The 23,951-nt window shown below is 71.1% G+C and carries 24 protein-coding genes; 15 read left to right on the top strand and 9 right to left on the bottom strand.

Features of this window, described 5'->3' with window-relative positions:
• Positions 1 to 34 precede the first annotated feature (34 nt).
• The 7 genes from ACZK5D_RS04750 (at position 35) to ACZK5D_RS04720 (ending at position 5,765) form a co-directional block, all read left to right on the top strand.
• Positions 35 to 1,135 carry a helix-turn-helix transcriptional regulator gene (locus ACZK5D_RS04750; RefSeq protein ID WP_458996385.1) on the top strand — a complete coding sequence of 367 codons (1,101 nt, stop codon included), beginning with the start codon at positions 35 to 37 and terminating at the stop codon, positions 1,133 to 1,135.
• Between the two features lie 103 nt (positions 1,136 to 1,238).
• Positions 1,239 to 1,697 (top strand): hypothetical protein, encoded by a 459-nt coding sequence (locus ACZK5D_RS04745; RefSeq protein WP_458996384.1) that lies wholly within the window; start codon positions 1,239 to 1,241, stop codon positions 1,695 to 1,697.
• Between the two features lie 42 nt (positions 1,698 to 1,739).
• On the top strand, positions 1,740 to 3,314 hold the full coding sequence (locus tag ACZK5D_RS04740) for an acyl-CoA carboxylase subunit beta (protein ID WP_458996383.1): 1,575 nt from the start codon (positions 1,740 to 1,742) through the stop codon (positions 3,312 to 3,314).
• Positions 3,311 to 3,520, top strand: coding sequence for an acyl-CoA carboxylase epsilon subunit (locus ACZK5D_RS04735; protein ID WP_458996382.1), 210 nt, complete (start codon positions 3,311 to 3,313; stop codon positions 3,518 to 3,520). The genes ACZK5D_RS04740 and ACZK5D_RS04735 overlap by 4 nt, the downstream gene beginning before the upstream one ends.
• A gap of 1 nt (position 3,521) precedes the next feature.
• Complete coding sequence (locus ACZK5D_RS04730) at positions 3,522 to 4,115, top strand: Maf family protein (protein WP_463664443.1); 594 nt, start codon at positions 3,522 to 3,524, stop codon at positions 4,113 to 4,115.
• Between the two features lie 24 nt (positions 4,116 to 4,139).
• Entirely contained in the window at positions 4,140 to 4,553 is a 414-nt protein-coding gene (locus ACZK5D_RS04725; RefSeq protein ID WP_463664442.1) for a lipoprotein, read from the top strand.
• A 9-nt stretch (positions 4,554 to 4,562) separates the two neighbouring features.
• A complete protein-coding gene (locus tag ACZK5D_RS04720) occupies positions 4,563 to 5,765 on the top strand; it encodes a mechanosensitive ion channel family protein (protein ID WP_463664441.1) in 1,203 nt (400 codons plus the stop codon).
• On the opposite strand, the gene ACZK5D_RS04715 is transcribed toward ACZK5D_RS04720, so the two are convergent.
• Positions 5,762 to 6,244: an NUDIX hydrolase gene (locus tag ACZK5D_RS04715; RefSeq protein WP_463664440.1), complete on the bottom strand. Its 483-nt coding sequence runs from the start codon at positions 6,242 to 6,244 to the stop codon at positions 5,762 to 5,764. The genes ACZK5D_RS04720 and ACZK5D_RS04715 overlap by 4 nt on opposite strands.
• A 92-nt stretch (positions 6,245 to 6,336) precedes the next feature.
• Here ACZK5D_RS04715 and ACZK5D_RS04710 point away from each other — a divergent pair, with 92 nt between their 5' ends.
• The 3 genes from ACZK5D_RS04710 (at position 6,337) to ACZK5D_RS04700 (ending at position 10,715) form a co-directional block, all read left to right on the top strand.
• Entirely contained in the window at positions 6,337 to 8,112 is a 1,776-nt protein-coding gene (locus ACZK5D_RS04710; protein ID WP_458996376.1) for an acetyl-CoA carboxylase biotin carboxylase subunit, read from the top strand.
• Positions 8,113 to 8,172: 60 nt separating this feature from the next.
• Positions 8,173 to 8,940 (top strand): hypothetical protein, encoded by a 768-nt coding sequence (locus ACZK5D_RS04705; protein ID WP_463664439.1) that lies wholly within the window; start codon positions 8,173 to 8,175, stop codon positions 8,938 to 8,940.
• 101 nt (positions 8,941 to 9,041) lie between these two features.
• Complete coding sequence (locus ACZK5D_RS04700) at positions 9,042 to 10,715, top strand: AMP-binding protein (RefSeq protein ID WP_463664438.1); 1,674 nt, start codon at positions 9,042 to 9,044, stop codon at positions 10,713 to 10,715.
• Position 10,716: 1 nt separating this feature from the next.
• Here the strand turns inward: ACZK5D_RS04700 and ACZK5D_RS04695 are convergent, their stop codons facing one another.
• Positions 10,717 to 12,120: an NAD(P)H-quinone dehydrogenase gene (locus tag ACZK5D_RS04695; RefSeq protein WP_458996373.1), complete on the bottom strand. Its 1,404-nt coding sequence runs from the start codon at positions 12,118 to 12,120 to the stop codon at positions 10,717 to 10,719.
• Positions 12,121 to 12,166: 46 nt separating this feature from the next.
• Between ACZK5D_RS04695 and ACZK5D_RS04690 the strand changes: the two genes are divergently transcribed.
• From ACZK5D_RS04690 to ACZK5D_RS04675, 4 genes are read left to right on the top strand one after another with little or no spacing between them, the layout of a single operon-like run.
• Complete coding sequence (locus ACZK5D_RS04690) at positions 12,167 to 12,976, top strand: purine-nucleoside phosphorylase (protein ID WP_463664437.1); 810 nt, start codon at positions 12,167 to 12,169, stop codon at positions 12,974 to 12,976.
• Positions 12,977 to 14,641, top strand: coding sequence for a phospho-sugar mutase (locus ACZK5D_RS04685; RefSeq protein ID WP_458996371.1), 1,665 nt, complete (start codon positions 12,977 to 12,979; stop codon positions 14,639 to 14,641). It begins immediately after the preceding gene.
• Between the two features lie 41 nt (positions 14,642 to 14,682).
• The gene (locus ACZK5D_RS04680) at positions 14,683 to 16,497 is read left to right on the top strand and encodes a DUF2207 domain-containing protein (RefSeq protein ID WP_458996370.1); all 1,815 of its coding nucleotides are present in this window, start codon (positions 14,683 to 14,685) and stop codon (positions 16,495 to 16,497) included.
• Positions 16,498 to 16,528: 31 nt separating this feature from the next.
• Positions 16,529 to 17,140, top strand: coding sequence for a uridine kinase family protein (locus ACZK5D_RS04675; RefSeq protein ID WP_458996369.1), 612 nt, complete (start codon positions 16,529 to 16,531; stop codon positions 17,138 to 17,140).
• On the opposite strand, the gene metG is transcribed toward ACZK5D_RS04675, so the two are convergent.
• The 3 genes from metG to ACZK5D_RS04660 all read right to left on the bottom strand — a co-directional run bounded on the left by metG (position 17,106) and on the right by ACZK5D_RS04660 (position 20,461).
• Positions 17,106 to 18,890 (bottom strand): methionine--tRNA ligase, encoded by a 1,785-nt coding sequence (metG, locus tag ACZK5D_RS04670; RefSeq protein WP_458996368.1) that lies wholly within the window; start codon positions 18,888 to 18,890, stop codon positions 17,106 to 17,108. The two genes, ACZK5D_RS04675 and metG, sit on opposite strands and share 35 nt — an antisense overlap.
• Positions 18,891 to 18,920: 30 nt before the next feature.
• Positions 18,921 to 19,490, bottom strand: a complete 570-nt coding sequence (locus ACZK5D_RS04665; RefSeq protein ID WP_463664436.1) for an NADPH-dependent FMN reductase — start codon at positions 19,488 to 19,490, stop codon at positions 18,921 to 18,923.
• Positions 19,491 to 19,594: 104 nt separating this feature from the next.
• Positions 19,595 to 20,461, bottom strand: coding sequence for an RNase H family protein (locus ACZK5D_RS04660; protein WP_463664435.1), 867 nt, complete (start codon positions 20,459 to 20,461; stop codon positions 19,595 to 19,597).
• A gap of 36 nt (positions 20,462 to 20,497) precedes the next feature.
• Between ACZK5D_RS04660 and ACZK5D_RS04655 the strand changes: the two genes are divergently transcribed.
• Positions 20,498 to 21,040 (top strand): DinB family protein, encoded by a 543-nt coding sequence (locus tag ACZK5D_RS04655; RefSeq protein ID WP_463664434.1) that lies wholly within the window; start codon positions 20,498 to 20,500, stop codon positions 21,038 to 21,040.
• Position 21,041: 1 nt separating this feature from the next.
• Here ACZK5D_RS04655 and ACZK5D_RS04650 read toward each other — a convergent pair whose 3' ends face one another.
• The 4 genes from ACZK5D_RS04650 to ACZK5D_RS04635 all read right to left on the bottom strand — a co-directional run bounded on the left by ACZK5D_RS04650 (position 21,042) and on the right by ACZK5D_RS04635 (position 23,910).
• Positions 21,042 to 21,662, bottom strand: a complete 621-nt coding sequence (locus ACZK5D_RS04650; protein WP_463664433.1) for a response regulator — start codon at positions 21,660 to 21,662, stop codon at positions 21,042 to 21,044.
• Complete coding sequence (locus ACZK5D_RS04645; protein WP_463664432.1) at positions 21,659 to 22,849, bottom strand: sensor histidine kinase; 1,191 nt, start codon at positions 22,847 to 22,849, stop codon at positions 21,659 to 21,661. The genes ACZK5D_RS04650 and ACZK5D_RS04645 overlap by 4 nt, the downstream gene beginning before the upstream one ends.
• Positions 22,846 to 23,280 carry a DUF2871 family protein gene (locus ACZK5D_RS04640; RefSeq protein WP_458996362.1) on the bottom strand — a complete coding sequence of 145 codons (435 nt, stop codon included), beginning with the start codon at positions 23,278 to 23,280 and terminating at the stop codon, positions 22,846 to 22,848. Before ACZK5D_RS04640 ends, ACZK5D_RS04645 begins: the two co-directional genes overlap by 4 nt.
• Positions 23,281 to 23,346: 66 nt before the next feature.
• On the bottom strand, positions 23,347 to 23,910 hold the full coding sequence (locus ACZK5D_RS04635; protein ID WP_463664431.1) for a hypothetical protein: 564 nt from the start codon (positions 23,908 to 23,910) through the stop codon (positions 23,347 to 23,349).
• Positions 23,911 to 23,951 lie beyond the last annotated feature (41 nt).

Here is a 23,951-nt window from a genome sequence, read left to right as displayed (position 1 = left end):
GACACACTGGCCACAAGCACGGGAGGCCGCGGTCATGACCTCGCTATACACCGCCGTGAGGGTGATGGTCGCGGCCGTCGCGCTGGCATCGGTGGCCGTGTGCCTGGTCACCGGGGCCGAGCCCGCGACGTTACCGGCCACGACGTGGCCGGTCCTGCTGGCCATGGTCGCGTCGACGGCGGTCGTCTCCATCGTGATCGCGGGCCTCGGGCGGGGCTGGCGGGGCCTCCGCACCGTCCTCAGCGCCCTCGCCGTCATGGCTGCCGCCTATCCGGGTCTGTGGGCGCTCGCCGGCCTCGCCTCGTCCGTGTCCCCGGACTCGGCGATCGCCTGGGCGGCGGCCGTCATCGCCGGAATCGGCCACCTCCCGCTCATCGGCGCATTCTCCGTGGTGCCGCTGCTCAGCGTCCGCTACCTCGGTCGCGGCACAGGACGAACACTCCTCGTGGCCGTCGTCGCCCTGGCGGTGGGCGCCGCCGTCTCCTTTGCGCTGTTCTTCGACGACTTCGCACCGCTGGCCGCGTCTGCGCTGATGCCGTCGTCGATCGGCGAGCAGGTGGGGATGGCGCTCAACGTCGCCTACCTGGCCACGGTGCTTGTCGGCCCGTCGGCAGCCCTGCTCGCCACCTGGCGGAGCGCGCCCGACGTGGCGGCGGCCCGCCGCCTGGCCCTGGTCGCCGGCTCGGCCCTCACCGGAACTCTCCTCGTCCTCGTCTGCGGCGCGCTGGGCGGCGCGTCCGTGCTGGGGGGAGCGGTGGTCCTCGTCGGGATGTATGCGGCGTTCGCCATCGTCGTGGCGGGGAGCGTCCGGGCGCTTGCGGTCGAACCGGCGGAGCCGACGACGACAGCCGAGGCGCCCGACCGGGACGCAGAACCGGTGGACGCGCCCGCCCCTCCCGCCGCACCCGGCGGGCTGTCGATGCTCACGGCCCGCGAGCGGGAGGTCCTGGAGTTGCTGGCGGAGGGACTCTCCAACGCCGGCATCGCCGCCAGGCTCGTCCTGTCCGAGCGCACGGTGGACGCCCACCTGCGGTCGGTGTTCGTGAAGCTCGACCTCCCTCAGGGCGCGCACCACAATCGGCGCGTCCAGGCGGGCAACGTCTACCGGGAGTCCGTCACCGCGTCGACGGCGTGACGATCGGCCTTCCGAACCCCACTTAGGCGAAAGGGCCGATGCGGCTCCAGGCCGCCGCTCCTACGGTCGAAGGCACCGCCATCGGCCCGAGAAGGAGACTCGCATGTCCCGCCCCCTCACCCTGCTGGCCCTAGTGTGGGCACCGTTCCTGTCGATCTTCGTGTTCGCCGCCCAGGGGGACACGAGCGCCCTGCACATCGCCTCCCACATCCTGGCGCTGGCCCTGCTCATCCCCGCCTCCCTCCTCGCGTGGAGGATGAGGCGCGAGGCCCCCGGAAAGGCGTCGCGGTGGATCCTGACGCTCCTCTCGGTCAGCGTGCCGGTCGCCGTGCTCGGCCACGCCGGCGAGCTGGCCGTGGCCGTTCTCCGGCTCGCCGAGGACGGGTGGGTCAACCTCGATACCGCGGACATCTGGGAGCACGGCCCGCATGTGACGATCGCCGGCGTGACGATCCCGGCGATGATGCTGAGCATGCTGCTCACGGTGGCCCTGGCGGTCGCCTCGCTGATCGGTCGACGCTCCGCGCCGAGGACCGTCGAGCCAAGCCACCCCACAATCTGAGCGGGCCCGGGGAGTGGCCTGTCGCGCCGCTATGGTGACCCCATGGAGATCGACATCCACACCACTGCCGGTCGGATCGCGAATCTCGGAGTGCGCATCGATGAAGCTGTGCACGCGGGTTCGGCCGAAGCGGTGGAGAAGCAGCATGCCAAGGGGAAGATGACCGCCCGAGAGCGGATCATGGCCCTCCTCGACGAAGGAAGCTTCGCCGAGTTCGACCAGTTCTCACGTCACCGCACCACCGCCTTCGGGATGGACGCACGGCGTCCGTTCGGCGACGGCGTCATCACCGGCACCGGGTCCATCCACGGCCGCCCGGTGTGCGTGTTCAGCCAGGACGTCACCATCTTCGGTGGCGCGCTCGGCCAGGTGTACGGCGAGAAAATCGTGAAGATCCAGGACTTCGCCCTCAAGACGGGGGTGCCGATCATCGGCATCAACGAGGGCGGCGGGGCCCGGATCCAGGAAGGGGTGGTCTCGCTCGCGCTCTACGGCGAGATCTTCAAGCGCAACACGCGCGCCTCGGGCGTGATCCCGCAGATCTCGCTCATCATGGGCGCGGCCGCGGGTGGCCACGTCTACGGGCCCGCCCTGACGGACTTCGTCGTCATGGTGGACAAGACCTCCCAGATGTTCATCACCGGCCCGGAGGTGATCAAGACGGTCACCGGCGAAGACGTCTCCATGGAGGAGCTCGGCGGCGGCCGCACCCACAACACCAAGTCCGGAAACGCCCACTACCTCGCCGCTGACGAGAACGACGCCATCGAATACGTCCGCGAACTGCTCACCTACCTACCGCAGAACAACCTGGAGGACCCGCCGCTCTTCGACGACGAGGAGGTGGACCTCACCATCACGGACCACGACCGCGAGCTGGACCTGCTGGTCCCAGACGCCGCCAACCAGCCCTACGACATGCGAGAGGTCATCCGCAACGTCCTCGACGACGACGAGTTCCTCGAGGTGATGCCCCTGTTCGCCGGCTCGATCATCGTGGGCTTCGGCCGGATCGAGGGCCGGTCCATCGGCATCGTCGCAAACCAGCCCACGGTGTTCGCGGGCTGCCTGGACATCGACTCGGCGGAGAAGGCCGCCCGGTTCGTCCGCACCTGCGACGCGTTCAACATCCCCGTGCTCACCTTCGTCGACGTGCCCGGCTTCCTGCCCGGCGTCGGCCAGGAGCATCAGGGCATCATCCGGCGCGGCGCCAAGCTGATCTACGCCTACGCCGAGGCCACCGTGCCGCTGCTCACCGTGATCACGCGCAAGGCGTACGGCGGCGCGTACGTGGTGATGGGCTCCAAGCACCTTGGTGCCGACATCAACCTGGCCTGGCCCACCGCGCAGATCGCGGTCATGGGCGGGCAGGGTGCGGTCAACATCCTCTACCGCAAGCAGATCGCCGCGGCCGAGGATCCGGACACCGAACGCGCCCGGCTGATCCAGGAGTACGACGACGAGCTCACCAACCCGTACGTGGCGGCGGACCGCGGCTACGTCGACCAGGTGATCTACCCGCACGAGACCCGAGCCCAGGTGATCCGGGCCCTGCGCCTGCTGCGCTCCAAGCGCGAGGCGCTGCCGCCGAAGAAGCACGGGAACATCCCGCTATGACCGGGCCGATCACGCTGAGCGGCGCCCACCTCACGGAGGAGGAGGTGGCCGCCGTCATCGCGGTGGTCCACGCCTCCGCCGGCCCGGAACAACTGCGCTCCCCCGACGACCGGCCGCTGGCCGGCGGGTGGAAGTCCTACTACCGCACCGTCCGCTCGCCGCTCGTCGGTGGGCGGGAGGCGTGGCGGACCTATCACCGGATGTGACATGCGGCTGATCCTCGCCTCCAAGTCACCGGCCCGGCTCGCCGTGCTGCGGCGCGCCGGGCTGGACCCGGAGGTGATCGTCTCCGGCTTCGACGAGCGCCAGGTGCAGGACCCGGTACCCACCCGGCTCGCCGCCCGGCTCGCCGAGTTCAAGGGCACCGCGGTGCTGCCGCAACTGACGGGAGACTTCGTGCTCCTGGCCTGCGATTCGGTGCTCGAATTCGAGGGCCGCTCGCACGGCAAGCCGGGCTCCAAGGAGGCCGCCATCGAGCGGTGGCGGCGGATGCGCGGCCGGGAGGGCCTCCTGCACACCGGCCACTTCGTCGCGGTCCGGCAGGGCGGCGCGGAGACACGCTCGACGCGTGTGGGGTCCACCGTGGTCAGATTCGCGGACCTGCCCGACGACGAGATCGAGGCCTACGCCGCCACCGGCGAACCCCAGCGCGTGGCGGGCGGGTTCACCATCGACGGGCGAGGCGGCGCCTATGTCACGGCGGTCGAGGGGGACCCGTACAACGTCGTCGGGGTGTCGCTGCCGTTGTTCCGGCAGATGGTCATCGACGCAGGCGTGCCCTGGCAGTCGCTCTGGCGCTGAGCGTCTCGTCAGTAGAGTTGTCCCGTGCAGCGCATCACCCTGGCCCTCGTCGCCCTCCTCGCGGTGGCCGGCTGCTCCTCGGCCCCTGACTCCACGCCTGCGCCGTCGGTCACCGTCAGCGCCCCCACGGAGGCTCCAGCCGACGGGGTGCTGCTCTCGGACCTGGGCTTCCTCAATGCCCCGCCCGGCTTCTCGATCCCGCGCGGCGCCGACATCGAGCAGGAGGTGGACAGCGCCAACAACGTGACCGTCGTGCTGACCGCCCCAGCCGGCGACGAGGTGGCCGCCTACCTGCGCCGCAACCTGCCAGCCATGGGCTTCACGATCACGGCCGACGCCAACGGCTCCATGCTGTTCGAGTCCGCCGTCCACGACGGCGCCTTCACCATCACCGGGGACCTGTCGGCGCTCAGCCTCCGCACGGACAGATCGTCCTAGGCTGAGGCCATGGAACTGCTGACCCTGGTGGCGTACGCCGTGGCGGGATTCCTGGCGGGCACGGCGCTCTCGATCACCATCTCGGTGGTCATGAGCTTCATCGTGCGCCGCAGGAGGGGCCTCGCCTTCGTGTCGCGGCGCCTCAAGGTGCCCCAGCGGCTGCTCTTCACGCTCGGCGGAACGGGCCTCGGGGTGGCGATGGCGACGGCTGACCCCGAACCGTCGTGGCGGCCGCTCTTCATGCAGGGCTTCCTCATCGTGATCATCCTTGCCGGCGCCTACCTGGGCACCGGCGTGATCAAGGCGGTGGAGGACGGCATCGTCGCAGGCGCGCGTGAGGAGGAGGGCACCGACACCTCGCGCTTCCGCCGCGTGCGCACCCAGATGCAGGTGGTGGCCCGGGTGCTGATCGCGGTGGTCTGGACCATCGCACTGGGTTGGGCGCTGTTCACCTTCCCCGCCCTGCGCACGCTGGGCGCGTCGCTGTTCGCCTCCGCCGGTCTGCTCTCCATCGTCGCCGGCCTGGCCGCGCAGTCCACTCTGTCGAACGTGTTCGCCGGGATGCAGCTGGCCTTCAGCGACGCGCTGCGCGTGGGAGACCTGGTGGTCTTCGACGACGAGATGGGCACGGTCGAGGAGATCACGCTGACCTACGTGGTGGTGGGCACGTGGGACCAGCGGCGCTGGATCGTGCCCAGCACCTCGTTCACCACGCAGGCCTTCCAGAACTGGACCCGCGGACAGGCGCACCTGTTCGGCACCGTCGAGCTGGACCTTGACTGGCTCGTGCCCGTGGAGGCCATGCGGGTGGAGCTCCACCGCATCGTCGAGGCCAGCCCGCTGTGGGACAGGAAGGAGGTCAGCCTCCAGGTGACAGACGCCACCGGTGGGCCGGTGCGCCTGTTCGCCGTCGTGTCGGCCGCCACCTCGGGCGACCTGTGGGACCTGCGCTGCCACGTCCGCGAGGAGCTCATCGCCTGGGTCCAGCGGCACGCGCTCTACGCGCTCCCCCGCACCAGGCTCGAGCCGGAGACCACGCCGGCGCCGCCCATCGAGGAGCGAGAGGAACTCGTCGAGCAGATGGTCAGCGAGTACGAGGCGGAGAAGGCGCTCGAGGAGTCCTCCAAGGAGACGGCCCTGCTGCCGCCCGTGAAGCGGGACGCCTCCGACGAGATGGCCAGGTCCTGGTTCCAGGCCCTTCGGGACCGCTAGCCCGACCCCGACAGGGTCAGGGCCACGTCGCGCGGGTCGGCCAGAGCCAGGGCCACCATGGCGTCCAGGCGGCCGCGCCGCGGCTCTGGGAGGTCGTCGACCGGGAACCACTTCACATCGGTGGACTCGTCGTCGGCCACGCGCGCCTCGCCGTCGATCCACCGGGCGCGGAACCCATGGTCCAGGAACTGGCACACGTCGCCGTTGGGGTAGGTGATGGGCTCGTTGACCACCAGCCAGAGCAGGCGCTCCACCTCGATGCGGACGCCCGCCTCCTCCAGCGCCTCGCGCGCCGCGGTCTCGGCCGGGTTCTCCCCGGGGTCCACGATCCCGCCGATCGGCGCCCACTCCCCGGTGTCGGAGCGGCGCACGAGCAGCACCTCACCGTCGCGCACGACGAGCACGTTGGCGCCCATGAGCCACAACGGGGCGTGCCCGACATGCCGGCGAAGCTCTGCGATGAAGGGAGGTGTGGCCATGGTGGAAAGTGTCACAGGGAGTGGACGCAGGACAAAGTTGCACGGCGCACCTGGATAGACTCCGAGCCAAAGCCGAATACAGGAGGAACAGAGTGGGCAACGTCGCCGTCTCCAAGGTTCTGATCGCTAATCGAGGCGAGATCGCCGTCCGCGTGATCCGCGCCGCCCGGGACTCGGGCATCGAATCCGTGGCCGTCTACGCGGACTCCGATTCCGAGTCGCTGTTCGTCAAGCTGGCCGACGAGGCCTTCGCCCTGAACGGCGCCACCCCGGCGGACACCTATCTGAACATCCCCAAGCTGCTGGACGTCGCGGCCCGATCGGGCGCGAACGCCGTGCACCCCGGTTACGGGTTCCTCGCCGAGAACGCGCACTTCGCGCAGGCCGTCATGGACGCCGGCCTCATCTGGATCGGTCCGCCGCCGGCGGCCATCGAGGCTCTGGGCGACAAGGTGAAGGCCCGCCACATCGCGCAGAAGGTCGGCGCCCCGCTGGTGCCGGGCACGGCAGACCCGGTGGCGGGCGCCGACGAGGTGGTCGCCTTCGCCAGCGAGCACGGCCTGCCCATCGCGATCAAGGCCGCCTTCGGCGGTGGGGGCCGCGGTCTCAAGGTGGCCCGCACCATGGACGAGGTCGAGGAGATGTTCGAGTCCGCAACCCGCGAGGCCGTCACCGCCTTCGGGCGCGGCGAGTGCTTCGTGGAGCGCTACCTGGACAAGCCCCGCCACGTCGAGACGCAGTGCCTGGCTGATTCACACGGCAACGTCGTGGTGGTCTCCACCCGCGACTGCTCCCTGCAGCGCCGGCACCAGAAGCTTGTCGAGGAGGCACCGGCGCCGTTCCTCACGGAGGATCAGGTGGCGCGCCTGTACTCCTCCAGCAAGGCCATCCTCAAGGAGGCCGGCTACGTCGGCGCCGGCACCTGCGAGTTCCTGGTGGCCCTCGACGGCACCATCTCCTTCCTCGAGGTCAACACCCGCCTCCAGGTGGAGCACCCGGTCTCCGAGGAGGTCACCAGGATCGACCTGGTCCGCGAGATGTTCCGGATCGCGGCGGGCGAGGAGCTGGGCTACTCGGACCCGGAGATCCGCGGGCACTCCATCGAGTACCGGATCAACGCCGAGGACGCGGGCCGCAACTTCATGCCCGCCCCCGGCACCCTGGTCAAGTGGCACGCACCCTCGGGCCCCGGCGTCCGCGTCGACGAGGGATACCACGTGGGCATGACGGTCCCGGGAGCGTTCGACTCTCTGGTGGCCAAGCTGATCGTCACGGGGGCTGACCGGGACCAGGCGCTGGCCCGGTCGCGCCGGGCTCTGGCCGAACTCCAGATCGAGGGCATGCCCACCGTCGTCCCGTTCCATCAGGCGGTGCTGGAGGAGCCCGCCTACACCGCGCCCGACGGTGCGTTCGGCGTGCACACCCGGTGGATCGAGACGGAGTTCACCGGCGAGATCGCACCGTACACGGGGGTGCTCGGCGAGGCCGAGGACGTCCCCGAGCCGGAGATCGTGACGGTGGAGGTCAACGGCAAGCGCGTCGAGGTGAAGCTGCCCGGCGGCTTCGGCGCCCGGCCGGCCGCGTCGAAGGCCGTGAAGAAGCCCACCAAGCGGGACCGGGGCGGGAGCAAGGTCTCCGCGCCGTCGGGCAACTCGCTCACCTCCCCCATGCAGGGCACCATCGTCAAGGTGGCGGTCCAGGAGGGGCAGCAGGTGGGCGAGGGCGAGACCATCGCTGTGATCGAGGCCATGAAGATGGAGCAGCCGCTCAACGCCCACCGCGACGGCGTCATCGTCGGGTTGCGGGTGGAGGCCGGCCAGGCCGTCACGGCCGGAGAGGTGCTCTGCGAGATCGTCGACGCCGAGTGAGCTGAGCTTGAGGCCGGGGTTATCGTTGAGTGAACAGCCCCGGCCTTAAGGATCCGCCACATGTTCTCCGGTCTCTTCACCATGATCATGGTGATGGTCGTGGTCAGCATCATCGTCTCGATCACCTCACGCCGGTCAGCACCCCCGCCCCCGCAGATCAACCGCTGGAGCGATCCCTACGCGCTCCCCCACCCCGGCTACCCGCAGCCGCACCCCTACCAGCAGCCGGTCTACCCGATCAGCCCCGGGGCGCGCGCCGCGCTGGACGAGGACATCACCACCTTCGGCGGCGAGCTGCGCGACCTGGACCTGGACGTGGTGGGCCGGGAGCTCGACGCCGCGGCCGCTGCCGACTACACGCGGGCGCTGGACGCCTACGACGGGTCCAAGAACCAGCTGCAGCGCGCCCAGACGGACGCCGACGTCCGCCGCATCGCCGAGATCCTGGAGGACGGCCGGTTCGCCGTCGCCTCCGTCAAGGCCCGCGTCAACGGGCATCCCCTGCCGGAGAAGCGGCCCCCGTGCTTCTTCGACCCGGCCCACGGCCCCTCCACCCAGAACGTGCGCTGGGCCCCTCCCGGCGGCGCGGTGCGCGACGTTCCGGCGTGCGCGGCGGACGTGCAACGGGTCATGACGGGCCTGGATCCGTCCATCCGCCTCGTGCCCATGGGCGCCCGGCAGGTGCCCTACTGGGAGAACCAGCAGTACGCGCCGTGGGCGCAGGGGTACTACGGCCGCTACGGCATGGACCCGGCGCTGCGTCAGATCACGCACGGCGCGCTGATGATCGGCGGTTTCTCGCTCCTCATGGGGCTCCTCGACGACTGAGGACACCGCGTCCAGGGCCCACGGGCCCCACCGCGGGACGGGGTCGCTACGGTTGACCCTGCGCCTACGCGACAGTAGGTTCAGCGACCGTTGGGAGCCTGATGTCCACCGCAACCGAGGCCATCCGCGCCGCACGTGACCTTCTGCTCGGCCTCCGGGGCGACGGGGACGCGGCCAGGGAGTCGTTCGAATGGCCCGAGATCAACGGGCCCTTCAACTGGGCGATCGACTGGTTCGACGCCGTCGGCCGGGGCCGCGACGACCTCGCCCTCTGGATCCGCGACGAGCAGGACCGCGACGAGCGCTACAGCTACGCGGACCTGGTGGACCGCTCGGACCGGCTCGCCGGCTGGCTCGCCGCCGAGGGGGTGGGCAAGGGCGACGCCGTGATGCTGATGCTGGGCAACCAGATCGAGCTGTGGGAGGCGATGCTGGCGGTGATGAAACTGGGCGCGGTGATCCTTCCCACATCCCAGGCGCTGCAGGACTTCGACCTCGAGGACCGCGTCCCGCGGGCCGGGGTCCGGGCCGTGCTCGCCAACCCCGTCGACGAGGCGAAGTTCGACGCCGTCGAGGGGCCGCTGTTCCTCACCACCGGCGCGGCCCACGACCGGTGGCGCTCCGTCGCCGACGCCGCCGGGTGGCCCGCGGCCCCGCGCCCGGTGGTCACCGACGCCTCGGACCCCGTGCTCTACTACTTCACCTCGGGCACGACGAAGGACCCCAAGCTGGTGGTCCACACCCAGCTCAGCTATCCCGTCGGCCACCTCTCGACGATGTACTTCCTCGGCGTCCGCCCGGGCGACGTCCACCTCAACATCTCCTCGCCGGGCTGGGGCAAGCACGCCTGGTCCAGCTTCTTCTCCCCGTGGCTCGCCGAGGCCACGGTGTTCAGCTACACCTATCAGCGGTTCGACGCCGCCGCCCTGCTGCGCGAGCTCGAGGACGCCAAGGTCACCACCTTCTGCGCGCCTCCAACGGTGTGGCGGATGATGATCCAGGCCAACCTCGGGGAGCGCCCATCCGCCCTGCGCGAGATCGTGGGCGCCGGCGAGCCGCTGAACCCCGAGGTGATCTCGACGGTGCGGCGCGCGTGGGGCCTGACCATCCGCGACGGCTACGGGCAGACCGAGACCACGTGCACCGTCGGCAACGCGCCCGGCGAGCCGGTGAAGCCGGGGGCCATGGGCAAGGTGATGCCCGGCGTGGCGGTGGAGATCATCGATCCCGACACCGGCCAGGCGGCCCGCCAGGGCGAGATCACGCTGCCTCTGGAGCCGTGGCCGTACAACCTGATGTCGGGCTACCTCGGGGGCGCCCCCACCGCGCAGGCGGATGGTCGCTACCACTCGGGCGACCTGGTGAGCGTCGACGACGACGGCTACCTCACCTACGTGGGGCGCACCGACGACGTGTTCAAGGCCTCCGACTACAAGATCTCGCCGTTCGAGCTGGAGTCGGTGCTCATCGAGCATCCCGCGGTGGTGGAGGCGGCGATCGTGCCGTCCCCGGATCCGATCAGGCTGGCCGTTCCCAAGGCGTACATCGCGCTGGCGGCCGGGGTGGAGCCGACGGCGGAGACCGCCCTGTCCATCCTGCAGCACGCCAAGGAGCGCCTGGCGCCGTACCTGAGGGTGCGCCGGGTGGAGTTCGCCGAGCTGCCGAAGACCATCAGCGGCAAGGTGCGCCGCGTGGTGCTGCGCGCGCGGGAGTTCGACGCCTCCGTCGAGATCGTCGACTTCCGCTACGACCAGTTCCCGGAGCTGCGCGGCTGACTCACGTGGTCAGCAGGGCGCCGTCGCGGCTGTGCAGCCGGCGGGCGGCCTCCGCGATCGAGCCGGACATCGAGGGGTAGACCGTGAACGCCTGGCTGAAGTCGTCCACCGTGACCTTCTGCGCCACGGCGATCGACACGGCGTGGATGAGCTCGGAGGCGCGTGGCGCCACCACCACCCCGCCGATGATGATGCCGGTGGTGGGCAGGCAGAACAGCTTGACGAAGCCGTCGGTGAAGCCCTGCATCTTGGAGCGGGCGTTGGAGGCCAGGGGCAGCAGCACGGACGCCACCCGGACGTCGCCGGTGTCCGCCTGCTCCTGCGTGATGCCGACGGTGGCGATCTCCGGGGTGGTGAACACGTTGGACGAGACGCGCCTGAGGTCCAGTGGGGTGACCGCGTCCCCCAGCGCGTGCCACATGGCGATGCGCCCCTGCATGGCGGCCACCGAGGCCAGGGCGAACACCCCGGTGATGTCGCCGGCGGCGTAGATGTTGCGCACGCTGGTGCGCGAGACGCGGTCCACGGTGATGTGGCCCGACGGCGTCAGCGCCACGCCCGCCTCCTCCAGCCCCAGGCCCGCCGAGTTGGGGATCGCGCCGACGGCCATGAGGCAGTGCGAGCCGCGCACCTGGCGGCCGTCCTCCAGCGAGACCACCACGCCGTCGCCGTCGCGGCGGGCCGCGAAGGCCCTCGATTCGCTCATGATCTCCATGCCGCGGCGCTCGAACGCCCGCTGCAGCACCGCGGCCGCGTCCTGGTCCTGGCCAGGGAGCACCTGCTTGCGCGAGGACACCAGCACCACGTCGCAGCCGAGCCCGTCGTAGGCCGAGGCGAACTCCGCCCCGGTCACGCCGGAGCCCACGACGATGAGCCGCTCGGGCACCTCGGTGAGGTTGTAGACCTGCTTCCAGTTGAGGATCCGCTCCCCGTCGCACTGCGCCTCTGGCAGCTCACGCGGGGTGGTGCCGGTGGCCACGAGCACGATGTCTGCGTCGAACCCCTGTTCGCCGGCCTCCGTGGAGGCGACGACGCGGGTGGGGCCGTCGAGCCGGGCGGACCCGGCGACGATGTGGACGCCGTCCTGACGCAGCCGCTGCGCGATGTCCGCGGACTGGGCGCGGGCCAGCGTGAGCACCCGCTCGTTGACCTCGCCGAGGTCCACCCGCACCACGTCGCTCACGTCCGGGGCGGCGATGTGCAGGCCGAGCTGGCGGGCGCTCTCGATGCGCACCATGACCTCCGCCGTGGCGATGAGCGTCTTGGAGGGCACGCAGTCGCTCAGCACCGCTGCACCGCCGAGCCCGTCGCGCTCGATCAGCGTGACCTCACCACCGAGCTGGTTGGCCACGAGGGCCGCCTCATAGCCGCCGGGTCCGCCACCGATGATCACTACCTTGGTCACGGCCCCATCTTTCCACAGCCGCCATCGACCCGATCGGGGCTCGCCTATGCTGGACCGGGTGAGTGAACCCTTCGAGCTGGCCTCCGGGGCCGCAGACTTTCTCCGCTCCCGCTTCGACATAGACCGCATCGATCTGGCGCTGGTGCTGGGTTCGGGATGGTCCTCCGGCGCAGACCTCCTCGGCGAGTCCGTCGGCAGCATCGAGCTCGGAGCCGTCCCCGGATTCAGCAGGCCGGTCGTCAGCGGGCACGGCGGCGAATTGAAGGTCATCCGCACCCCGGCGGGGAAGGTCGCGGCCACGTTCACCGGCCGCACCCACTTCTACGAGGGCCGCAGGGTGGAGCCCGTGGTGCACGGGGTCCGGACGGCGGCCGCCTGGGGCGCGTCCACGCTCGTGCTCACCAACGGGTGCGGCGGGTTGAACCCGGCCTGGGCGCCCGGCACGGTGGTGCTCATCGCGGACCACATCAACCTCACCGGCGCCACCCCGCTCCGGGGCGCCACCTTCATCGACATGACCGAGGCCTACTCCCGCCGGCTGCGGGACCTGGCGCACCGCGTCGAACCGTCCCTCCCCGAGGGCGTCTACGTCCAGTTCCAGGGGCCGCAGTACGAGACGCCGGCCGAGGTGCGCATGGCGGGGGTCCTCGGGGGCGACCTTGTGGGCATGTCGACCACGCTGGAGACCCTGGCGGCTCGAGAGGCGGGCATGGAGGTGCTGGGGCTGTCGCTGGTCACCAACGCCGCGGCGGGCCTGAGCGGCACCGCGCTGGATCACACCGAGGTGCTGCAGGCCGGCCGCGACGCCGGGCCCAGGCTCGCGGCGCTCCTCGCCGGGATCGTCGGGGAGCTGTAGATGAGCGGCCTGCTGGACCGGGCGCAGGCCTGGCGCGACACAGACCCCGATCCGGACACCGCCGGACGGCTGGACGAGCTGATCGTCCGGGCCCAGGCCAACGACCACACCATCCGGGAACCGGCGCTGGCGGAGCTGGCCGAGGCGTTCGCGGGGCCGCTGGAGTTCGGCACCGCCGGGCTCCGCGGGCCCATCGGGCCCGGCCCGGCGCGCATGAACCGGGTGGTGGTCACCCAGGCGGCCGCGGGGTTCGCGGCGTGGCTGGCGGCCAACGGCCACTCCGGCGGGCGCGTGATCGTGGGCCACGACGCCCGGCACAAGTCGGACGAGTTCGCCCACGACACCGCGGAGGTGATGGCCGGGGCGGGCTTCGAGGTGCTCTGGACGGGCGAGCCCATCCCCACCCCCGTCGTCGCGTTCGGCATCCAGCACTTCGGCTGCGTGGCCGGGGTGGTGGTCACCGCCTCCCACAACCCGCCCGCGGACAACGGGTACAAGGTCTACCTCGGCGACGGCTCCCAGATCGTGCCGCCCACCGACGCCCAGATCGCGGCGGAGATCGCGGCTGTCGCGGCCGACGGGTGGGCCACGCTCCCCCGCTCAGACGCCCGCCGCGACGTGACCGCCGAGCTGCTCGACGCCTACGTCGAGCGCGCCGCCTCGCTCTACCCCGACGAGTCCGCCCGGGACCTGGTCTGGGTGCACACCGCGATGCACGGCGTGGGCGCCAAGACGGTGCGCCGGGTGGCGCAGGCCGTGGGGCTGCCGGCCCCCGTCGAGGTGTCGCAGCAGGCCGAGCCCAACCCCGAGTTCCCCACCGTCGCGTTCCCCAACCCCGAGGAGAAGGGCGCCATCGACCTGGCGCTCGCCCTGGCGGAGTCGGAGCACGCGGACGTGGTGATCGCCAACGACCCCGACGCTGACCGATGCGCGGTGGCCGCCGTGGTCGACGGGCGCTGGCGGATGCTGACCGGCGACGAGCTGGGCGCCGTCCTGGGCCACGACGCGATCGCCCGCGGGGTGCCCGGCACGTTCGCCAACTCGGTGGTGTCGTCGACGCTGCTGGGCCGGATGGCGGCGGCTGCTGGGCGTCAGCACGTGACCACGCTGACCGGCTTCAAGTGGATCGGCCGGGTGCCGGACTTGGCCTTCGGCTATGAGGAGGCCATCGGCTACTGCGTCGATTCGCGCGCCGTGCCGGACAAGGACGGCATCACGGCCGCGCTGACGGTGCTGCGGATCGTGGCGGACCTCAAGGCCGCCGGCCGGACGCTGGCGGACCTGCTCGACGACATCGCCCGCGAGCACGGCCTCACCGCCACCTCGCAGTTGTCGGTGAGGGTCGCGGACCTGTCTCTCATCGCCGACGCGATGGCCCGCCTACGCGCCCACCCGCCGTCGGCGCTCCTGGGCGCGCCGGTGACGGTGGTGGACCTGTCCGTCGGCACGGAGACGCTCCCGCCCACGGACGGCGTCGAGCTGACCGGCGAGCGGGTGCACGTCGTGGCGCGGCCGTCCGGGACGGAGCCCAAGCTGAAGTGCTACCTGGAGGTCCGGCTGGACGTCGACGAGTCAGCCGACGTCCGCGCGGCCCGCGCTGTCGCGGCGCAACGCCTTGCCGCGGTGCGGTCCGAGATGGCGGAGGCCCTCGGCGTGGACGCCTGATCCTCAGCCACCGTTCGGCGGCAGTGGATACAGTGGAACCCATGACGAAGCTGCGCTCCGGTCTCCTCGCTCTTCTGCTGGCACTCGCGGTCGTGTGGGTGGGGGTGTTCCCGGCGGCCGCGGACGACTCGGCCCCGATCACCCGGTATGACGTGGCCGTGGATCTGGCCACCGACGGCGTCGCCAGCGTGACGATCGACTTCACGATGGACTTCTCCGCGCTCCGGGGCCGCGGCCCCTACATCCTGCTGCCCACGCTGCAGGAGGACGGCGCCAACCCGGACGAGAACTACGTCTTCCGCTACTCCAACATCTCCGTGTCGTCCTCCACCGGCGCAAACACCCAGGTGCTGCAGGAGAACGCCTCTGACATGCTGTCGCTGCGGATCGGCAACGAGAACATCTTCAACACCACGCCGCAGGACTACACCCTCTCCTACGACGTGACCGGCCTCATCGCGACCGACCACCCTGTGAGCGGCCTCGACGAGTTCAACTGGGATGTCATCGGGCCCGCGTGGGAGTCGCGGTTCTCGAACATCACCGTCGAGGTCACCGGCCCCGCCGGGCTGCAGCAGGTGGCGTGCTTCTACGGGCCTTCGGCCGAGACCCCCTGCGACGCCACCCAGACCGGCGACGCGGCCACGTACTCGCTGGCCTCCCTGCCCCCCAACAACCGGATGCAGGTGGTGGCCGGGTACCCGGCCGGCACCTTCCCGGGCGTCACGCAGGAGAAGGCCCGCCGCGTCACCGCGGCCAACGCGTTCGAGCTCAACGCGGGCACCGGGGCCGTCACCGGCGCCGGCCTCATCGCCGCCATCGTGGGGCTCATCGCGGTGCGCCGCCGCCACGCCCGCGACGACGTCTACCTGGGGCTGACCCCGGGCCTCACCCCCCTCGCCGGGCAGGAGGAACGGGTCGGCACGCGCAGCGGGAAGTTCCCCGTCACCGTGCAGTTCCACCCGCCGAAGGGCGCCACCCCCGGCGAGATCGGCACGCTGATGGACACCACGGCGGACAACGTCGACGTGTCGGCCACCATCGTCGACCTCGCGGTGCGTGGATACCTGCGCATCCACTCGCAGTCGAAGAAGGACTTCACGCTGGAGGCGCTGCACGCGCCCGCCGGCCGCCTGGAGCCCTTCGAGGAGAAGCTGCTCGGGGACCTGTTCAAGGGCAAGAGCGTGCGCAGCTCGAAGGAGCTGAGCAAGGCGAAGTTCGCCGACGTCCTGCCGGACGCGCGCAACGGCCTCTACACCTCGGTGGTGAGCAAGGGCTGGTTCAAGGGAAACCCCACGACGGCGCAGATGGTGCCCATCATGCTGGGCGCGCTGGCCATCGGTGCGGGGGTGGTCCTCACGTTCATCGCGGCCGCCGTGGGCTGGGGGCTCATCGGCATCCCGCTGGCGGTCTTCGGCATCGGCCTGATCGTGATGTCGAGCAAGTTCCGCAAGCGCACCGCCACCGGGTCCGCCTACCTGGCGCAGGCAAAGGGCTTCGAGCTGTACCTGCGGACGGCGGAGAAGGAGACCCTCCAGTTCGAGGAGGGCGAGGACATCTTCAGCAAGTATCTCCCCTACGCCATGGTGTTCGGTGTCGCGGACCGCTGGTCGAAGCTGTTCGCCGACCTCGGCGCGCAGGGCCTGTACCAGGCCAACACCTCCTGGTACGTGGGCGCGGACCTCATGCACGGCTACTACTTCGCCAGCGCCATGAACAACCTCACCCACTCGATGTCGGACGCCATGCAGGCCGCCCGCATGGACGGCATGAGCTCCTCGACGGGCGGATCCAGCGGGTTCTCGGGCTTCTCCGGCGGCGGCGGGTTCGGCGGCGGTGGCGGCGGCTCCTGGTAGCCGCCAACTGCCGGGGCGTTAGTCTTCTCCAATGACCCGGACGCTCCTGCTCGTCGCCGGCCCGTCCGGCAGCGGCAAGTCGCGGCTCACCCGGCTCGCCACCGCCGACGGCGGGGCCGTGGCCCTCTCCCTCGACGACTTCTACCTCGACGTCGACCACCCCGGGCTCCCCACCACACCGATGGGTATCCCGGACTGGGACGACCTGCGCTGCTGGGACCTCGAGTTGGCCGTCGCGACCCTGCGCCGGCTCCTCGACGACGGGGAGGCCGAGGTGCCGCGCTACGACATCTCGCTGTCGAGGAGGGTCGGGATGCGGCGCGTCGAACTGGCAGGAGCCGAGGTGGTGGTGGCGGAGGGCATCTTCGCCCCGCAGACCCTCGTGGCGGCCCGCGAGGCCGGCATCGCCGTCGAGGCGCTGTGGCTGGACAGGCGGCGCGAGACCAACTTCGTGCGCCGGCTGCTGCGCGACCTGGAGGAGCGCCGCAAGCCGCCGCTGGTGCTGGTGCGGCGAGGCGTGGCGCTCTACCGGGCCGAGCCGGCCCTCCGGCTCGAAGCCTTGACGGCCGGCTTCACGCCGTCGCCCATGCGGGCGGCGGTGCGCCGCGTCAGCCCGCGATCGGAGCCCAGCTCGGGCCGGTGACGCCCAGAGTCTCGTCCAGCTTCGTGAACAGCGGCGAAGGCTTCGTCAGCGGCGTGCCGGCCACGATCGGCCGCGACTCCCACACTGCGCCCTGCGCCGCGTAGTCGCCCTGCAGGGTGGGGTAGGTGAGGTCCCCGTCGGTCACCTCGACGATCTGGGGCTGCGCCGCCCACACGCCCTGGCCGCCAAGAGCCTCGAACACCTTCTGGGCCGAGTGCGGCAGATACGGGGTGAGCAGCGTGTTGCAGTCCGAGACCACCTGGAGGGCCACGTGGAGGACGGTGTCGCGGCGGGGGACGTCGTCCTTCAGCTTCCATGGCTCCTGGTCCGACAGATACTTGTTGGCCAGCCCCACGATGCGCATCGCCTCGGTGATGCCTGCCTTGAACCGGCGGGCGGCGATGTGCTCGCCCACCACGTCGAAGGCGGTGCGTGCCTCGTCGAGGAGCGCCAGGTCAGCCTCCGTCAGCTCACCTGCCTCCGGCACTGCGCCGACGTTCTTGTGCGCCATCGAGATGGAGCGGTTGATCAGGTTGCCCCACTCGTTGGCCAGCTCGAAGTTGATCCGGCGCACGAACTCCTCCCAGGTGAAGTCCGTGTCCTGGTTCTCCGGCCCGGCCACCGCGATGTAGTAGCGCAGCGCGTCCGGCCCGAACTCGGCCAGGAAGTCGCCGACGAAGATCGATGCCCCTCGGGAGCTGGAGACCTTGGAGCCCTTCATGGTCATGAACTCGGAGCTCACCACCTCGGTGGGGAGCTGCAGCTCGCCCAGCGACGGGCGCACCTCGCCGCCCCTGGTGCCCTGCCCGTTGGCGCCCAGCAGGATCCCTGGCCAGATCACCGAGTGGAAGACGATGTTGTCCTTGCCCATGAAGTAGTACGAGCGGGCGGCGGTGGAGTTCCAGAAGGCGCGCCACGCCTCCGGGTCACCCGAGCGGCGGGCCCATTCGACGGAGGCCGAGAGGTATCCGATGACGGCGTCGAACCAGACGTAGATGCGCTTCATGGGCGCGTCGCGCCATCCGTCGAGGGGCACCGGCACGCCCCAGTCGAGGTCGCGGGTGATCGCGCGGGGCCGGATCTCGGCCAGCAGATTGTGGGAGAACTTCAGCACGTTGGGACGCCAGTCCTCGCGGCTGTCGATCCACTGGCCCAGCATCGGCGCGAGGGCGGGCAGATCGAGGAAGAAGTGCTCGGTCTCGACGAACTGCGGGGTCTCGCCGTTGATCTTGGACTTCGGGTCGATCAGGTCCGCCGGGTCGAGCTGGTTGCCGCACTGGTCGCACTGGTCCCCGCGGGCGTTGTCGTAGCCGCAGATGGGGCAGGTGCCCTCGATGAACCGGTCTGGCAGCGTCCGGCCGGTCGACGGCGAGATGGCGCCCATCTGCCGCTCGGCCTTGACATAGCCGTTGTCGTAGAGGGCGGTGAAGAGGTCCTGCACCACCCGGTAGTGGTTGGGGGTGGTGGTGCGGGTGTAGAGGTCGTAGGACAGGCCGAGACCCTGCAGGTCCTCGACGATCTGCTGGTGGTACTTGTCGGCGGTCTGCCGGGGAGTGAGCCCCTCGGCATCCGCCTTCACCTGGATGGCGGTGCCATGCTCGTCCGAGCCCGAGACCATGAGCACGTCGTGCCCGGCCATCCGCATGTACCGGGAGAACACGTCCGACGGCACGCCGAAGCCCGAGACGTGACCGATGTGACGGGGACCGTTGGCGTAGGGCCAGGCGACGGCGGCAAGAACGTGACTCATGCGCGCCATCCTATCGGCGCGCGTCAGGTGTCATTCACGCGGTAGAACGGTGAGCACGCGCTGGATGTGCTCGCGGAACTCGGCCATGAAGCTCGCCAGGACCTCCCTGAGCCCGTCGTCGGTGATCTCGCCGTCGGGGGTCACGTTGATCCCGTCGAGCTTGATGTAGGCCTCCGGCGCGGTCATCTGCCGGGCGTTGCAGAAGGCCAGCACGGAGCGGAGGCTCTGCTGGGCCACGGCCGTGCCGATGTTGCCGATGGAGGCCCCGATGATCGCAGCGGGCATGTGGTCGAACGAGTTCTGCCCCCACGGCCGCGACGCCCAGTCGATGGCGTTCTTCAGCGCCCCGGGGATGGACCGGTTGTACTCGGGGGTGATGAACAGGATGGCCTGAGCGGCCGCGATCGACTCCTTGAGCGCGCGTCCTTCCTGCGGGTAGTCGCCGTCGTAGTCGGGCGAGTAGAGGGGCAGGTTGTCGATGCGGATCTCGCTGAACTCGAGATCCCTCGGCGCCACGGAGATGAGAGCCTTCGACAGGGTCCTGTTGATCGAGGTGGAGGAGAGGCTTCCGACGAAGTAGCCCACGCGGTAGGTGGTCATGACGCTGCTGTCCCTTCTGCCACCCGGGCGGGGGTCGGCCGGGTACGGCCCTGCCGACTCTACCCAGCGGGCCCCCGCGGGGAGGTCTCAAGCGGAAAGCCGGGTCAGCCGATCCTGGTCGCCTGGGCGAAGCGGAGCCGCCAGCCGGCCGGGAGCTCCAGCCAGAGCGCGCTGACGAGCGCCCCGTCGCCCTGCCACCGCACGAGCGTCGACCCCGCCCCCAGGGTGTCGACCCCGTGAAACTCCACGTCACCGCCGGGTTGCCACGGCACGGACCCGGTCTGGGCCCCGTCGGCGGAGTGCGCCACGAAGTCGTGGTGAAGGGGCGCGGCGGCGGGGTCCTCGACGGCGGCGCGGGTGAGCCGCACCAGGGCGGCTTTGGTGCGCGGCGAGGCGGACCCGGCCACGGGTCTGGGCGCGTCGGGTTCCTCGGCCGCCGAGAACGAGAACAGGTCCGGTTCGGGCTCCACCTGACCGACTGCGAAGTCGCTGCGGCCCACGGGGCGCGAGGTGGCCGGAAAGCCCGGACCGTGTGCGACGGGCTCGCCGCGTTGGAAGGCGGTGGCGGCGGCGCGGGCGCGCTCGTCGGCCGCCTCGTTCATCGCGTGTCCCGCGTGGCCCTTAACCCACTCGAACTGGACCTTGCGACCCTGGAGCGCCGCGTCGAGTTCCTTCATCAGCTCGACGTTGAGGACGGGCTTGCCGTCACCTTTCTTCCAGCCCTTCCGCTTCCAACTGGGCAGCCACTTCGTCAGGGAGTTGATCACGTACTGCGAGTCGCAGAGGATGCGCAGCGGCTCGTCGAGGTGCGCGGTGGAGCGGAGCAGGTCCAGCACCGCCATGAGCTCGCCCATGTTGTTGGTGCCGTGGTCCCAGCCGCCGGCCGCCCAGATGTCGTCGCTGACATACCACGCCCAGCCCGCGGGGCCGGGGTTGGACAGGGCAGAGCCATCGGCGGCGGCAACGATCACGCGGGAGAGCGTAGTCGATCGGTTAGGCTCGCCCGCATGAGCACGCCCCCGATCCCGCCGCAGCCCGCCGAGCCGGACACCAAGGACTGGACCTGGGTGAACGAGCGCCCGTGTCCCGAATGCGGATTCGACGCCAAGGCAGTGGCGCCCGAGAGCCTTCCCTCCCTCATCCGCGACGCCTCGGCCCGCTTCCAGGCGGCCGTCGACCAGCGCGGCGCCGAGGAGCGCCCCTACCCCGGCACCTGGTCGGCCATCGAGTACGGACGCCACGTCGCCGACGTGTGCGAGGTGATGACGGCGCGTCTGGGCCTGATCCTCGACAGCGACGGCGCGGGCGCGGAGTTCGAGGACTGGGACCAGGACGCCGCCGCGGCGGAGTACTGGCTCTCCGACGCCAACGCCACGCGGATCCTCATCGCCGAGCGCGGCGAGGCGGCCGCCAAGGCCTGGTCGGAGCCCGAGGGCGACCAGTGGGAGTGGACCGGGCTCCGCAGCAACGGGTCGCGCTTCACGGCCCTCTCCCTGGGCCGCTACTTCGCCCACGACCTGACGCACCACCTGCACGACCTGGGCGCCTGAGCTAGACGAGCAGTCCGTGCCGGCGGGCGGCGGCGACCGCCGCAGTCCGCGACTCGGCGCCGAGCTTCGCGAACGCGTGCACCAGGTGGGTCTTCACCGTGCCCTCGGAGATGAACAGCCGCTTGGCGATCTCCCGGTTGGTCACTCCCTCGGCCACGAGCCTCAGCACGTCGATCTCGCGGGCGCTGAGGGTGGGCACACCTTGGGCCATCCGCTCGACCACGCGGCCCTCGAGGTCCCGGGAGAGCACCAGCCGGCCATCCGCCGCGTCGGCGATGCCCGCGATGATGTCCTCCGGCTCGGCGTCCTTCAGCAGGTAGCCCGCCGCGCCCGCCAGGACGGCGCGGGCGATGTCCGAGTCGTTGTCGTAGGTGGTGAGGATGAGCACCGCGGGCCCGCCCGGCATGGCCCGCAGCGCCGACGTGACGCCCACGCCGTCGAGGCCCGCCCCCAGGCGCAGGTCGCACAGCACCACGTCGGGACGGGTCCGCGTCACCGCCTCGAGCGCCTCCTCGCCGGACGCCGCGGCCCCGACCACCTGGATCCCGTCGGCGCCGTCGAGCAGCGCCCGCAGCCCCGACCGGACAACCGGGTGATCGTCGACGATCAGCACGCGGGTCATTGCAGGGCCTCCACCGCGGGGATCAGGGGAAGCCGCAGCGCCACCGCGGTGCCGCCCGGCTCCGACTCCACCTCGACGCCGCCCCCCAGCTCCGCGAACCGCTCGCGCAGGGCCCGCAGACCGTACCCACCCGCGGGTCCGGCGACGACGGGCCGGGCGACGTCGAAGCCCACGCCGTCGTCGACGACGTCCAGGTGCACCTCGTCGCCCGCGCGGGCCAGCTCGACGTTGACGCGGCGCGCCCCGGAGTGCAGCCGCACGTTGGCAAGGGCGCCCTGGGCGCCGCGCAGCAGGGCAACCTCGATGGGGGTGGCCAGCCTGGGCAGCTCAGGATCGACGGCGACCGCCCACTCCGCGCCCAGCGCCCCCGCCACCTCGGCGGTCAGCCTGTTCAGCGGCGCGGCCAGCCCACCCGCACCGGGGGTCTCCGGCGCCAGCGCCATGACCACCCTGCGCGACTCGGCCAGATTCTCCGCGGCGGTGGCCTCGATCTCCGCGACCAGCCGGGCGGAGGCGGCCGAGTCACCTGCCCGGTTGGCGGCCCTGGCGAGGAGGACGATGGACGAGAAGCCTTGGGCGAGCGTGTCGTGGATGTCGTGGGCGAGCCGCTGCCGCTCGGCCATCACCCCCGCCTCCCTCTGCAACCGGGCGGTCTCGTCCTCGGCCCGCAACACCTCGGCGAGAAGCCGGTGATGCTCGGAGGCCTCGTGCTCGAACTGCAGCACGCCCCGCGCGATCCCAACCGCCACCAGGGCCCCGACGAGCGGCCCCAGCACCGCGCCCACGCTGTGGCCGTCCGTCATCGCCAGCACCGTCACGACGACAGCGAGCGTCACGGCCGTCACCAGCAGCGAGGCGAGGAGTGGCAGGACCGTGGCGGCCAGCAGCCACAGCGGGAAGATCACCCAGAGGAAGTCCGGGGACAGCACCATGAGGGCGACCGTGGCCAGGAACAGCAGCCCCACCCAGACAGATCTCCCCACGTTCCCCAGCCGGGGATGCACGGCAAGGCCCGCGACGAAGACCGTCAGCAGCCCGCCCGCCAGGAGCATCAATGGCCACCCGCCCCCACCGTTCCAGGCGAGCACGGTGGCCACCATGAGCAGCCCGACGAACAGCAGCGCGACACCGACCCTCAGCCACCATGACGCCGACCAGCGCGGCGGGTGGTCGGTCGTCGTCGTCACGCCCCCACGGTAGCGGGGGCGGGGGCGGCAACGAGAGCGCGGCGCAGGATCACGAACAGGAACACGAACGTCCCCGCCAGCATCATGTGCCCCAGCCCGGCGATACCAGGCCACATCGGGGAGGTGGCGAACGGGATCTCAAGCACCTGAAGGGTCCCCTTGACCACCATGGCGCCGAAGGTGAGGCCCAAGGCGACGTTCCACAGCACGGTGAACAGCTTCGTGGGCCCCTCTGCCAGGGCGAAGCTCCGCGCCAGCGCCAACACCACCAGCAGCATCAGCGTGCCGAGGGCGAGGGCATGGGTGTGCGCTCCGGAGAGCATGGTGTTCCCGGTGAAGTCGTTGAGCTTGGTCAGCTCGCGCCAGTAGAGGCCGGAGGCGAGCCCGAGCGCGGTCCAGGCGGCGGCGGAGATGAAGAGTCGATTCAGCATGACCCCATGCTTCCCTGAGACGCACCGCGGCGTCCCCCGCCGAGCATCCACCGTCCGATGGACCCGTCAGCCGAGGCTCAGCGTGACGGCACGGTACCTCTCGACGTAGCCGGCGCCGAGTGCGGCCGCACGGACTTCGCCGTCGTCCACAGGCACTTCCACCGCCCAGCCCCGCGTCAGGGGCACGGCGGTGGGGACCCGGGCGGAGGGAGAAGCCGCGGTGAGGACGACCGCGGCGTGCGAGAGCCCGCAGCCGAGCCCCTGCAGGGCCTCCGCGAGGTCTCCGGGGAGAGCGCGGATCACGGCCGGCCCCCCGCACCACCCGGTCACCTCGGCCAGCGCCCGGTCCAGCGGCACACCCGGGTCGCCCAGCGCAAGGGCGCGGCCGTCCCCGAGCTGCCACCCGCCCAGCCGTGCGCGGCGCCCGGACGGGGTGGACCGCTCGAGCACCCGCTCGATGTCCGCAGGCCGGGATGTGGCGAGCACCGTCCTCGGCGGGACCTGGCGGACCGCCTCGGCCTCTCCCCTCGGCACCCACACCGGCCCCCGGTCCTCCGGCAGCACCACGTACCACTGGTCGTTGGCCGCCAGGAGGTGCCCGACGACGTCCCTCGCGGCGCCACCGCTCACCCACCTCAGGCTGAGCCTCGGGGCACCCTCGGGAAGTTCGT

It is taken from the genome of Tessaracoccus yangjingae, from assembly GCF_055326235.1.
This window is presented reverse-complemented; position numbering and strand designations above follow the sequence as displayed.